The organism is Nioella nitratireducens (genome assembly GCF_001879715.1).
GTDB lineage: Bacteria > Pseudomonadota > Alphaproteobacteria > Rhodobacterales > Rhodobacteraceae > Nioella > Nioella nitratireducens.
On the sequence record NZ_MNBW01000003.1, the window covers coordinates 163,632 to 176,077 of the forward strand.

The window sequence follows — 12,446 nt, forward strand, 5'->3', positions numbered from 1 at the left end:
GAGGGGGAAATAGTCCCTGAAAAGTTACTGAGATAAATTTCAGGAATACCCACGCGTGCGGGCGAAATCGTCGGCCACGGCCAGAAGGCAATCGCGGAAACACTGACCTGCCGGGGTCAGGGGGCTTTCTGCCGAATGTGTTATGGCGATCACGACCGGATCGAAATGTTCGCGGATCGGGATCGGGACGATCGGCCAGATCTGCTGGATCTCTTCCAGAAGGAAGGTAGGAAAGGTGCAGACCAGATCGCTGTCGCGCAGCATCCCGAGAATCGACAGGATCGAATCCGAGTTGGTCGCAGGCACCGGTGGGGCGAGGCCAAGGTCACGGAAATACCCCGCAACGATGGGCTGCCGTTCGCGCGGGCCGATCATGATCCATTCTGCCTCGGTCAGGTCCAGCACGCTTGTGGCGGTGGCATGGCGCGACGTGGTGCTGGTCACGACGGATATCGGCGTGCGGGTGATTTCAGCCACGCTCAGCCCCTTGGCGCGATGACCGAGCGGGGCCGGTCCGATCACGAAATCGACCTCGCCGTTGCGCAAGGGGCCGAAGGCCATCGGTTCGTGCCCGCCCGAGATTTGCACATGCACATCGGGATAGCGGCGCCGAAACCGCTTGATTGCTGGTGGTACGAACCGGGCCGCAGCCAGCGGTGAGACGGTGATGGTAAGGCTGCCATCCATCTGGCCCTGCATCTGCCGGACCTCATCCTCCATCCGGCGCAATTCGCCTTGAATGATCCGGGCCCGGCGCAGCACCGCACGGCCCTGTTCGGTGACGACAACCCCGCTCGGCCCGCGTTCGAAGATCGCCATGCCCAGATCGGCCTCGGCCTGCCGCAGGGCCTTGGTCATCGCGGGTTGTGTCCGTCCAAGCGCCTTTGCGGCCGCCCGCAGGCTGCCGGCGGTCTCGATCGCCAGAATGATCTCGATATGCTTGAGGTTCATGCAGCCGCCTCCCTTGCCGCGCAGTATGGCGGGGCCGGGCAGAGAGGTCCAATGGCTTCGCGCCGGTTCGGATCAGTCCTTACCGGGCACGGGCGGCGTGCCGTGGGTGTGAAAGCTGGGGATGGTTTTCAATCCCCAGGCTTGCCCCTTCTTGCGGTCGGCCTCGGTCCATTTGATTGGTGTCCAGTCGGGCGCAAGGATCAACCGGGCCCCGGCATTGGCCAATTCCACGCGATTGCCCGCCGGTTCCCAGACATAGAGGAAGAAAGTGCCCTGAATAGCGTGCTTGTGCGGCCCGGTTTCGATATGGACGCCGTTTTGCAGGAAGATATCGGCGGCGCGCAGGATGTCCTCGCGCTGGTCGGTGGCATAGGTGACGTGGTGCAGCCGCCCCAGACCGCCGCCGTGTTCCTCGGTGCAGGCGAGGTCATAGCTCTTGTTGTTCACCGTGAACCAGCAGCCGCCGAGCCGCCCGTTGTCCAACTCGATATATTCGGTCACGCGACTGCCAAGACAGGTTTCCATGAACCGCTTAAACTCGGTCACATCCTCGGACAACAGGTTGAGATGATCGAGCCGCCGGGGCGGGGCGCCGGTAAAGGCGCTGGCGGTGTTCTTGAGGGCAGGGCGGTCTGCGCCCTCGGCCGCGTGCCAGCGGGTTTCGTAGTAGATTTCGAAGACATGGCCGAACGGGTCGTGGAACCGAAAGGCGGGTCCGTGCCCCATGTCGCCCTCGACCCAGCCAAGCGTCTTGTAGCCCGAGGCCTCGATCGCGGCGACCCGCCGGTCCAGCGCTTCAGGGCTGGCGGCGCGATAGCCGATATGGCCCACCCCTGTCGTTTTGGCGCGGGTCAGCTTCAACGAGTGAAATTCGTAGTCGTCCCACGCCCGCAAATAGGCGCTGGTTTCGTCCTGCCCGCTCAGCTTCAGGCCATACACGCGCGTGAAGAAGTCAAGGCTTTCTTCGAACCTGTCTGTAAGCATCTCGACATGCCCCAAATGGGCGATGTCGAACGGGGTCGTTGGGGGCGTCGTCATCTGGCGTCCTTGTGACTGGCCGCGCCGGGACCGGACTGCGCGCTGTAAGATGTGTCCCGGTGCAGCGATCCCATGATGGTGGGGCCTTGGCAATTCGGAACCCCGTGCGCAGGCATAATTACTGGCTATAGCCCTATTGTATGGTAGACAGGGCCCCTGCCGCGACATGGTAAAAATCGCAGAGGTGAGATGGCGAAAAAAGCCGCAAGGACAGGCTATAGCGCGCAACGTGCGGCGGGGGCGGGGCAATGATGTCGCGTAACTTGCGTCATTTCCGGGTTTTCCTTGCCGTGGCGGATCTGCATTCGCCGACGCAGGCTGCGGTCGCCTGCGGGGTCTCGCAGCCTGCGGTAACCCAATCGCTTGGCAAGCTTGAAAACGAGGCCGGCGGGCCACTGTTCGAGCGCACCCGGCAAGGGTTTTTCCTGACAGAGCGCGGCGCCCTGTTCGAGGCGCGGCTGCGTCGTGCGATGACCCGGCTCGATACCAGCTTGTCCGAGGTGTCACCCCGCCTGATCCTGACCGCTACGGCTGCACAACTGACGGCGCTGATCGCCATGACCGAGGCGCAGAACTTTACCCTTGCGGCGCGACGGCTGGGATTGGCGCAACCCACGGTGCATCGCGCCATTGCCCAGATCGAGCAAGAGGCGCCGCGCCCCATGTTCGAGCGGACCTCGTTCGGCATGGTGCCGACCCGGCCCTGCCAGCGGCTGGCGCAGGCGGCGCGGCTGGCATTTTCCGAATTCGATCAGGCGGCGGCGGAATTGGCCGAGTTCGACGGGCGCGAGGTCGGACGGATCGTCGTCGGAGCGTTGCCGCTGTCACGCTCGGTCCTGTTGCCAGCAGCGTTGGCGCGGTTTCATGCCGCTCGGCCCCGGCAAAGGGTGACGGTTCTGGATGGCCGCTACGACGACCTGCTCGGCGGCATTCGGCGCGGCGATGTGGATGTCATGATCGGGGCGCTGCGCGATCCGCTGCCAATTGCGGATGTAACCCAAGAGTCCCTGTTCGACGACCATCTGGCGTTTGTGGCCGGTCCTGAGCACCCGCTGGCTGGCGCGCGGGATGTGCCGTTGGACGGACTGACCGCCTATTCATGGGTCGTTCCGCGCTCTGGCACGCCATCGCGGTCGCAGTTCGATGCGTTGTTCGTGGAGCGGGGGCTGCCGATGCCGGACCGGCTGCTGGAATGTGGTTCGATCCTGATGATGCGAGAGCTTTTGCGGCGCGGCGCGGGCCTTGGCTGCATCTCGGGCAAACAGGCCGAGGCGGAAATCGCCAATGGCTTGCTGGTTCGCGTCAAGGCCGGGATCGAATGGCCCGGTCGCCCCATCGGCCTGACCTATCGCGCGGAATGGGTGCCGACAAAGGCGCAGGCGCAGCTTCTGGACCTGATCCGGGACGAGGCGCGGGCGTGATCCGTCAAGGGGCTGGCAACAGCCCGGTCTTGCATTCCTCGATCAGGGCAACGCACGGGGCTGCCGATCCGACCTCTTCCGATAGGGCCAGGGCCAACTTGGCCAGAAAAAGCGTGGAGCGATCGGGGCCGACGCTGTCCAGCGCCTTGGCGAGAGTGTCGTAGACGGTTTCCAGATCGGTCGGGGTCATGCCATTTCCTTGTGTTCAGCCAGCAGGTTGGACAGGGCCACAGTGATCGCCGTTGCAGAGCCCTGTCGCCAGCGCGCCGCAATATGCAGGTCGGGCCGTATCAGGTAGGCGCTGCCCTCGATGGCGCCGTAGGGGCGCGCAGCGGGGCCCGTTGCCGGCAAGGGCACCACCGTCAGGTCGGGGTGCGCAGGCACGGACACTGCGCCAAAGGTCAGCAAGGTCAGCCCCGGTCCGATGCGGTCGGAGAGAAACCCGTCGTCAAGCGCTACGTCTTGCAGCATCGCCCCCGGTTTCGGCCCGCCCTCAAAGCCGGGGTCGTCGGGCATGGTCGCCGGGCTGTCGGAATAGGTATAGGGTGTCATCTGGCGCGGGTTGGCCAGCCGCCCGGCGCTTTCGCGCGTCAGGGCGAGGGACAACGCCGCGTCCCGCATCAATCGCCACCCGGCCGTGGGCGGCGTCATGAACCGCGTGCTTTTGGTGGCGTTGGCGAAGACATCCAGCGTTGCGCCCCGGCGTTCCGGCGAATAGCTGTCGAGCAGCGCTTCGCCCGCCCGCCCGGTCAGCACCCATGCCAGTTTCCAGCCGATATTCATGCCGTCCGCGATGCCGTTATTCAGCCCGCGCACCCCGAAGATCGGCACGATATGGGCGCTGTCCCCGATGAATACAACGCGCCCGTCGCGGTAGTCGTCCAGCAACAGGGTATTGGCGGAATAGACGCTCCACCATTCCAGATCCCACGGGCCGTCATGGCCGATCTCGGCCAGAACCCCGGCGACCGAGGCGCGCACGTTTTCTTCGCGCGTGGCCTTGTCATTGGCCTCGTCGTCACGCAGTTGATAGTCGATCCGCCAGATATTGTCGGGCTGTTTGTGGATCAGCACCGTGCCGCCGGGGCGGCAGGCCGGATCGAACAGGGCGCGGCGGATGGTGGGGTAGTCATGGTCCATCTGCACATCGGCGATGACATAGCGGCCCTCGTAGTTCTCGCCCTTCAGGCGCAGCCCGCGCGCCGCCCGGATAGAACTGCGCGCGCCGTCGGCCGCCAGCAGCCAATCGGCAGTCAGGTCATAGGCCCCGTTGGGGTCGCGCACGGACAGACGTACGCCCGCGTCGATGTCTTGCACGCCGGCCACGTCGCTTTGCCAGCGGGTCTCGATCAGGTCGCACGCTGCCACGGCCTGCCACAGGAAGGCTTCGATATATTGCTGTTCGAGGTTGTACATCGGTCGAAATTTTTCGTCCGGGCCATCGGGCATGTCGAATTCGAGGATTTGCTGACCGCGAAAGAAGCTGCGCCCCTTGGTCCAGCCGAGGGATTTGTCGAGAAATGGCGCGACCGCCCCCAATTGATCGAGGATGTGAAAGCTCGATCGAGATACGCAGATCGCGCGGCTGCCGTCGTTGAAGGTCTCCTTGGCATCCAGAAGCAGGCTGGCCACCCCGTGTTTCGCCAGCGTCAGCGCCGCCACCATCCCCACCGGACCCGCCCCCACGATGATCACCGGGCGGTGTGCCTCGGTCGCGGGCCGGTCGGGCGCGTCGAAATGCGGGTAGTCGAAATAAAGCGAGTCCAGCTCGCCACGGCCTGCGGGGCGCATGGGGGGTTCTCCTCGTGGTCCTGTCCCGGCTTTTATAGCCCGGCGCGCTGACCTAAACAGTCCTACAAAAAGGGGGACAGGATGCCCACGCCCGACACCATCGCCCGGATCGACGCCTGCCTTGCCCTTAGGGGCGGCGATGGCTGGGCCGACCCTTTCGTGGACCTCGTCGAAGCCACCGGCGCGGTGCAGGTCATGGTGTTTTCCTACACGTCCGAGCGGGCGGCCTGCCTGATGTCGCGAAATTTCCGGCAAACGGCGGTCGGGGCGCGGCTGTCGCACGATTACCTTGATGGATGGTATCGGCGCGATCCGCTGGTCGCGCAGGTGCGGGACATGGCCGAGGGCACGTTGGCGCAAGTCGAAAGTGCCGATATTGCCCCAGCGATGAGCGAGGAATATCGCGCGCGGTTCTACGATCGGCCGGGATTGGCCGGAAAGACGGCGGTGTTGGTGGCGGGCGTGCGGCTGCGCCTTGCGGTGTATTTCTATTGGCGGAACGGGCCGCCTGCCGCCGGTGATCCGACGATCCCGCTGCTGGCACGTCTCGCGCTGTTGCATTTCGAGGCGCGGTCGGAACATGCGCCCCCCGCCCCGCTGGCGGTGTTGTCGGACCGCGAGCGGGATGTCTGCCTCGGGATCCTGTCGGGGAAAAAGGCGGAATTGATCGCGGCAGATCTGGGGATTGCCCCGTCCAGTGTCGTCACCTATCGGACCCGCGCCTACACCAAGCTCGGGATTTCGTCGCGGGGGGCGCTCTTCGCCCTGTGTGCTGCCTGAATGGTGGGCCGAGGCGGCGGGAACCCGCAAACCGGCCCCGGTCACACAAAAAGCTGAGTGGTCATTACCGCTTTCGCCCACTAGGTATGGGCCAGATCATGCCGGGGGCAGACCGTGCGCCATTTGACATCGATTCTCGCGCTTGTTGCGGCGGCGGCCACGGCTGGGCCGGTTACGGCAGAGGTGCGCCTGACCGTGTCCGGCGGGGCCGATACCCTGCAAGATGACCTGCGGGCGGCGTCCCGGCTGGTCAGCTTGGGCGAGCCGAGCACCCAATCCGCGCAGGATGTGATCGCGGCGGCCCGGTCCGATTATTCCCGGCTGCTCGCCGCCCTCTATGAACGCGGCTATTTCGGTCCGGTTCTGTCGATCCGGCTGGATGGGGTCGAGGCGGCTGACCTGTCGCCGTTTCGGGGCGGAACCGCCTTCCAGACGGTTGAAATAGCGGTAGAGCCCGGTCGCGCATTCCGACTTGGCCAAGCGCAAATCGCGCCGCTGGCCCCGCGCACCGAGGTGCCGGAAGAGTTCGCCCCCGGCGGCCCGGCGACGACCCCCTTGCTGCGGCGCACCGCAGAAGCGGGCATCTCTGGCTGGCGGGACGCGGGCCATGCGGCGGCGGTCATCGCGGATCAGAGCATCACGGCGCGCCAGGCCGATGCCGAACTGGATGTCGACATCCGGCTCGATCCCGGCCCGTTGGCCATCTTTGGCACGCTGACCCCCACCGGGCAGGAACGGATGCGCGAAGATCGTATCCGCCGCATCGCCGGTCTGCCGAGCGGAACGCAGTTCGATCCCGCGACCCTTGACCGTGTCGCGGGCCGTTTGCGGGATACCGGGGCGTTTTCCTCGGTGGCGCTGACCGAGCAACCGATTGCAGAGGACGGCACCCTCGATCTTCAGGCGGAGCTGGTCGAAGCGCCCTTGCGACGGCTTGGGTTCGGGGCGCAGGTGTCTTCGAATGACGGGGTTGGTCTGTCGGCCTACTGGCTGCACCGAAACCTCTTTGGCGGGGCCGAGCGGCTTCGGCTGGATGCGGAAGTCTCGGGCCTTGGCGGCGAAAATGGCGGGTATGATGCGCTTTTGTCGGCGCATTATTCGCGCCCGGCCTCGCTGACACCCGACACGACGCTGGAATTCGGGGTGACGCTGGAACATCTCGACGAGGTGACTTTCACCGATGACCGGATCGCCCTGTCGGCGGGGTTGAGCCGCTGGTTTTCGGAAACGCTGGATGGCTCGCTTGCGATTGAACTATCGCGTTCCGAAGTGACGGACGCGTTTTCGACGCGGGGCGTGACCATGCTGTCGCTGCCCGCTGCACTGACATGGGACAACCGCGATGACGCTTTCGATCCGCGAAACGGGGCCTATGCCGAGCTTGGCGTGGCCCCCTTCGCCATGGAGGACGGCAGCGGCGGCGTGCGGCTGGATCTGGATACGCGGGGGTACATGGGCTTTGGCGAGAACGATCGCACCCGGCTGGCTGCGCGGCTGCAACTGGGCACGGTCGATGGCGGGGCAGTGGCCACGTTGCCGCCCGATTGGCTGTACTTTTCCGGCGGGGCGGGCACGGTACGGGGGCAATCCTACCAGTCGCTCGGCGCGGTGCAGGGCGGTGTTCAGACCGGTGGCCGCAGTTTCGCAGGCGTGTCGCTGGAACTGCGGCAGGACATCATCGGCAATTGGGGGGCCGCGCTGTTCGCGGATGCGGGCTATGTATCGACCGACGCCTATTGGTCCGGGTCGAGTGACTGGCATTCCGGGGCCGGGGTCGGCGTGCGCTACGATACCCCGGTCGGGCCGATCCGCTTCGACCTTGCGGCACCGCTGAACGATACGGGTGGCGTGTCTTTCTACATCGGCATAGGGCAGGCGTTTTGATCCGGGTTTTCTTGATCCTTGTGACCGTCTTCTGGGCGGGGGCTGCTGCGGCGCAGGACCAAGGCGATGATCGGTCCCGGCTGGTGCGTTTCCTCGAAGACTCGCTGTCTGACGGCGCTGCGCGGGATGTGCGGATCGAAGGCTTTGCCGGTGCGCTCAGCGCCACCGCCACGCTCGACCGGCTGACCATCGCGGATGAGGACGGGATCTGGCTGACGCTGGAAGGCGCCGAATTGACATGGACCCGCTCGGCCCTGTTGCGCGGAGCGTTGGAGGTCGACCGGCTTGCCGCAGACCGTATTGTTCTGGCCCGGCTTCCGGCCACTGGCGGCGGCAACGCCCCCAGCCCCGAGGCAACGCCGTTCCAACTGCCCGACCTGCCGGTGTCGATCAATATTTCCGAGTTGCAGGTGGGCGAGATCGTGCTTGGTGCCCCTGTTCTGGGGCAGAACGTCCGCGCCAACCTGAGCGGGGCGGCCTCGCTGGCGGGCGGGGAAGGGGCAGCGACGCTTGACCTTGTGCGGCGCGACGGGCCGGAGGGTGCCTTTCACCTTGCGGCATCTTACGCCAATGCGACGGACACTCTGGATTTATCGTTGTCGCTGACCGAGGCCGAGGGCGGTATTGCTTCGACGCTGCTGTCGCTGCCCGGCGCGCCGTCGGTTGCCCTCGATCTGAGTGGGTCCGGGCCGCTCGATGACCTGACCGTTGACCTTGCCCTTGCGACGGATGACACCCCGCGTCTGGCAGGCCAGCTTCGGCTTCAGGGCCAAGAGGATGGCGCCCGGCGGATCACGGCGGATGTGTCTGGCGACCTGGCGCCGCTGATGGCCCCGGACTATCGGCCCTTCTTCGGCGACGCGATCGCCTTGCAAGCGGATGCCGTGCAGGATGCGGATGGTGGGCTGCAATTGGATCGGGTCGCAATCGACACGGCCTCGTTGCGCTTGTCGGGCAGTGCAACGCTCGCCCCTGACGGGGTGCCGCTGCGGTTCCGCCTGACCGGGGATATCCGCGATGCGTCGGGCGCGCCGGTGCGCTTGCCGGTGCCGGGGCGGGTTCTGGTCGATGGGGCGGATATCGTGCTTGGCTATGACAGGGCCAGAGGCAATGACTGGCAGGGGCGGGCCGTCGTCTCGGGGATCGAGGCAGAGGGCAATCGCGTCGCCTCGGCCACCCTTGACATGACGGGCCGTATCACTCCGCCCGATCAGGGGGGCCTTGCGGTAACAGCGCAGGGCGACGTGTCCCTTGCAGGGCTCGCCCTGACCGATCAGGCCCTGCAAGAGGCGCTTGGCCCCGAGGCGGATCTTGCGCTGTCGCTGAGCTGGGAACAGGGACGCCCGCTTGACATCGACAGCCTGACCCTTGCCAGCCGGACGGCGAACCTGTCAGGCTCAGGCCGGTTTGAAACGGGGGACAGCACGCTCAACGCCAATGTGACCCTTGCGGGTAGTTTGCCCGATCTTGCCCCGTTTTCCGGCCTTGCGGGGCAGACCCTGTCAGGCGCCGCTGCGTTGCAGATGGAGGCCGAGGTCGAGGCCCTGTCGGGCGCCTTCGACACCACATTGACCCTGACGGGGCGCGATTTGCGCTATGGCTCCGCCCTGCCGCCCGCCTTGCTGGCTGGCGAGACCACGCTCTCCAGCCATGTGATCCGCGACGCCGACGGTCTGCGGCTAGAGGCGCTGGAGCTTGAGGGGCAGGCACTGTCGGCGAGTGCCCAAGGCACGCTCAGCTCGGGTGAAAGTCGCCTGACCGCCTCGGCACGGCTGGCCAATGCGGGCATCCTGACCAGCGCCCTCACCGGTCCGGTGACTGCCGATCTGGCCGTGTCGCGCGCCAGCGATGCGGTCCCTTGGGCGATCACCGCATCGGCGGCGGGGCAGGGTGGCTTGACGGCGGATATCTCGGGCCGGGTCGGCCTGCCGAATGGCGCGGTCGATCTGGCGGTAACCGGCGCTGTGCCGTTGGCGCTTGCCGATCCGTTCCTCGCCCCTCGCTCGTTGCGGGGCACCGCGCGTCTGGATCTCGCGGTGCAGGGGCAGCCGGGGCTGAACGCGGCCGGGGGAACAATCACGGCAACGGATGTCAGGGTGTCTCTGCCGGATGTCGGCATGGTGCTGCAAAATGTCAGCCTGTCCGCGTCTTTGTCGGGCGCCCGCGTCAGCCTGACGGGAACGGGGAATGCCGAGGCCGGGGGGCGGTTCTCTTTGGACGGGATGCTCGACATGACTGCGCCGGGGGTGCCGGGGCAGATCGACGTTACGCTGACCGGGCTCGTCATCAGCGAAGAGGGCCTTTTCCAGACGACGGTTCAGACCGGGACCATTTCCGTGCGCGGCCAGGTGGCCAATGGCCCGGCGGTCGGCGGCACCTTGGTGCTGGGGCAAACCGATATCTTGCTCGATGACCTCTCGTTCGGATCGTCCGAACCGATCCCCGACATTCGCCATGTTGGCGAGAGCAGCGCCCAAACCGCGACACGTGACCGGGCCGGGCTGATCCAGAGGGGGGGCGGTACGCCCGCGCGCCCGGTGCCGCTGGACCTGACCGTATCTGCGCCGGCCCGCATTTTCTTGCGCGGGCGGGGTCTGGATGCGGAACTGGGCGGCGAGATCCGCATTGGCGGCACCAGTGCCAATGTCATCCCGTCGGGGCGCTTCGAATTGATCCGTGGTCGCCTGTCGCTGCTTGGCCAGCGCTTCGATCTGGACGAAGCCTCTGTCACGCTGCAAGGCAGTTTCGACCCGGTTCTGCGCGTCGTGGCGCAGACCCAGGCGGGCGATACGATGGTGACCATTACCGTTGCGGGCCCGGCCTCGGCCCCCGAGTTGACCCTGTCATCGGCCCCGCAACTGCCGCAAGATGAAATCCTGTCCTTGCTGCTCTTCGGGCGCGAGGCGTCAAGCCTGTCGCCGGTGCAGGCCATCCAGCTTGTCGATGCTGTGTCGGGGTTTGCCGGGGGCGGCGGGCTGATCGCGGGGCTGCGCCAGTCCTTCGGTCTGGATGATGTCGACCTGACCACCGACAGCGAGGGCAACGCGCAGGTGTCGGTTGGGCGGTACCTGTCGGACAATGCCTATACCAGCGTTGAAATCAACGGTCTTGGAGAGGCAGAACTGAATCTGAATCTTGACCTGACTCCGACGATCACCGCCCGCGGCGGGGTGGGGTCGGACGGTTCCAGCAGCCTAGGGGTGTTCTACGAGCGCGACTACTAAACGGTGGCGGTTCTGGCAGTATTGCTGCATTCAGGGTTGTATACTAATGTATGCAAGCCACCATCCGAACAATCAGGATGGTGTGCTGCCGAAGGCGCGCAATGATAGACGTTTTGACATCCCTGCCTGAGGGCCTGACGGCTGTCGCCTTCGGGGGCCTGATTGCCGTCAGTTTCGTCAGTTCATTCATTACCGTGTCATTCGGAATTGGCGGTGGAACGTTGTTGATCGCCATGATGGCGACGCTTGTGCCGCCGCTCGTCTTGATCCCGGTGCACGGCGTCATTCAGCTCGGCTCCAACACCGGCAGGGCCGTTTTGTTGGCACGTCATGTTCATTGGGCTGCGTTGCCGGGTTTCGTGGTCGGCGCCGTCATCGGTAGCCTGCTTGGTGGGATGATGGCGGTGGAGATTCCGCCTCAATTCGTCCAGATCGGAATCGGCTGTTTCGTGATTTACAGCGTCCTGTCTCGTCCGCCGAAATGGCTCGCCGCGTGGCCGTGGCTTTCCGGCGGCGTGTCGAGCTTCCTGACCATGTTTTTCGGTGCGACCGGCCTCTTCGTCGCAAATTTTATCAAATCTATGGATCTGCCGCGTCATCGCCATGTGGCGACCCACGCTACGCTGATGACGGTGCAGCATGCTTTGAAGGTTATTGTCTTCGGCTTTCTGGGTTTTGCGTTCGGGGGGTGGGTGCCCTTCATCGGGGCAATGATTCTCTCCGGGCTCGTTGGCACGGTTTCAGGACGACTGCTGTTGAACCGTATGACCGACCATGGGTTCAAACGCGCCCTCAATGTCGTGCTCTTGTTGATCTCGGCGCGTCTGATTTGGGGCGGGCTCATGGGCTGAGCTATTGGAGCAATATAGTCTGGGAGAAATAACCAAAGGGCTGTTCGGCCTTGCGCTGATCCGGGGTCGGGGCTTACCTTCGGGCATGACCGATCCGATTGATTCCACCTTTGCCCGCCTCCGGATCCGTGTCCATTTCGGCGAAGCCTTGATGCTTGGCCCGGGCAAGGCCGACCTTCTGGAACTGATCGGCACGACCGGCTCGATCTCGGCGGCGGGGCGGGCCATGTCCATGAGCTACAAGCGCGCGTGGTCTCTGGTTGACGAGATGAATCATGCGTTTCAGACCCCGCTGGTCGAAAGTGCGCGAGGCGGCCCCAAGGGGGGCGGCGCGCATCTGACCGATACCGGGCAGGCGGTGCTGGACCATTATCGCAAGCTGGAGGACATCACGGCAGAAGCGGGCGCAGCCCGGATCGGGGCAATCCGTGACCTTCTCAAGGATGTGTCCGATGGAAAATAACGCTTGCGCTCCCTTGTTGGATTTGCGTTATGTTTGGTCAGAC

At 65.2% G+C, this 12,446-nt stretch carries 10 protein-coding genes; 6 read left to right on the top strand and 4 right to left on the bottom strand.

From position 1 onward, the window contains the following. Positions 1-39: 39 nt before the first annotated feature. Together BKY27_RS03790 and BKY27_RS03795 are read right to left on the bottom strand one after the other, a co-directional pair. Positions 40-951: a LysR family transcriptional regulator gene (locus tag BKY27_RS03790; RefSeq protein ID WP_071673111.1), complete on the bottom strand. Its 912-nt coding sequence runs from the start codon at positions 949-951 to the stop codon at positions 40-42. 72 nt (positions 952-1,023) lie between these two features. Beyond that, a complete protein-coding gene (locus tag BKY27_RS03795) occupies positions 1,024-1,989 on the bottom strand; it encodes a VOC family protein (protein WP_071673112.1) in 966 nt (321 codons plus the stop codon). 248 nt (positions 1,990-2,237) lie between these two features. On the opposite strand from BKY27_RS03795, the gene BKY27_RS03800 reads away from it, so the two are divergent. Then, entirely contained in the window at positions 2,238-3,410 is a 1,173-nt protein-coding gene (locus BKY27_RS03800; RefSeq protein WP_071673113.1) for a LysR family transcriptional regulator, read from the top strand. Between the two features lie 4 nt (positions 3,411-3,414). Here the strand turns inward: BKY27_RS03800 and BKY27_RS03805 are convergent, their stop codons facing one another. Continuing rightward, entirely contained in the window at positions 3,415-3,600 is a 186-nt protein-coding gene (locus tag BKY27_RS03805) for a hypothetical protein (protein ID WP_071673114.1), read from the bottom strand. Continuing rightward, on the bottom strand, positions 3,597-5,201 hold the full coding sequence (locus tag BKY27_RS03810; protein WP_071673115.1) for an FAD-dependent monooxygenase: 1,605 nt from the start codon (positions 5,199-5,201) through the stop codon (positions 3,597-3,599). Before BKY27_RS03810 ends, BKY27_RS03805 begins: the two co-directional genes overlap by 4 nt. 81 nt (positions 5,202-5,282) lie before the next feature. Between BKY27_RS03810 and BKY27_RS03815 the strand changes: the two genes are divergently transcribed. The 5 genes from BKY27_RS03815 to BKY27_RS03835 all read left to right on the top strand — a co-directional run bounded on the left by BKY27_RS03815 (position 5,283) and on the right by BKY27_RS03835 (position 12,403). After that, positions 5,283-5,981, top strand: coding sequence for a helix-turn-helix transcriptional regulator (locus BKY27_RS03815; RefSeq protein WP_071673116.1), 699 nt, complete (start codon positions 5,283-5,285; stop codon positions 5,979-5,981). A 114-nt stretch (positions 5,982-6,095) separates the two neighbouring features. Next, positions 6,096-7,865 (top strand): autotransporter assembly complex protein TamA, encoded by a 1,770-nt coding sequence (locus BKY27_RS03820; RefSeq protein WP_071673117.1) that lies wholly within the window; start codon positions 6,096-6,098, stop codon positions 7,863-7,865. Then, positions 7,862-11,089, top strand: a complete 3,228-nt coding sequence (locus tag BKY27_RS03825) for a translocation/assembly module TamB domain-containing protein (protein WP_071673118.1) — start codon at positions 7,862-7,864, stop codon at positions 11,087-11,089. Before BKY27_RS03820 ends, BKY27_RS03825 begins: the two co-directional genes overlap by 4 nt. Before the next feature lie 101 nt (positions 11,090-11,190). Beyond that, the gene (locus BKY27_RS03830) at positions 11,191-11,940 is read left to right on the top strand and encodes a sulfite exporter TauE/SafE family protein (RefSeq protein ID WP_071673119.1); all 750 of its coding nucleotides are present in this window, start codon (positions 11,191-11,193) and stop codon (positions 11,938-11,940) included. Positions 11,941-12,025: 85 nt separating this feature from the next. Beyond that, positions 12,026-12,403, top strand: coding sequence for a winged helix-turn-helix domain-containing protein (locus tag BKY27_RS03835; RefSeq protein WP_071673120.1), 378 nt, complete (start codon positions 12,026-12,028; stop codon positions 12,401-12,403). Positions 12,404-12,446: the final 43 nt, after the last annotated feature.

Excerpts from the sequence above, each read along its gene's own strand:
- BKY27_RS03790 (WP_071673111.1), bottom strand. The coding sequence starts at position 951 with ATGAACCTCAAGCATATCGAGATCATTCTGGCGATCGAGACCGCCGGC.
- BKY27_RS03795 (WP_071673112.1), bottom strand. The coding sequence starts at position 1,989 with ATGACGACGCCCCCAACGACCCCGTTCGACATCGCCCATTTGGGGCAT.
- BKY27_RS03800 (WP_071673113.1), top strand. The coding sequence starts at position 2,238 with ATGATGTCGCGTAACTTGCGTCATTTCCGGGTTTTCCTTGCCGTGGCG.
- BKY27_RS03805 (WP_071673114.1), bottom strand. The coding sequence starts at position 3,600 with ATGACCCCGACCGATCTGGAAACCGTCTACGACACTCTCGCCAAGGCG.
- BKY27_RS03810 (WP_071673115.1), bottom strand. The coding sequence starts at position 5,201 with ATGCGCCCCGCAGGCCGTGGCGAGCTGGACTCGCTTTATTTCGACTAC.
- BKY27_RS03815 (WP_071673116.1), top strand. The coding sequence starts at position 5,283 with ATGCCCACGCCCGACACCATCGCCCGGATCGACGCCTGCCTTGCCCTT.
- BKY27_RS03830 (WP_071673119.1), top strand. The coding sequence starts at position 11,191 with ATGATAGACGTTTTGACATCCCTGCCTGAGGGCCTGACGGCTGTCGCC.
- BKY27_RS03835 (WP_071673120.1), top strand. The coding sequence starts at position 12,026 with ATGACCGATCCGATTGATTCCACCTTTGCCCGCCTCCGGATCCGTGTC.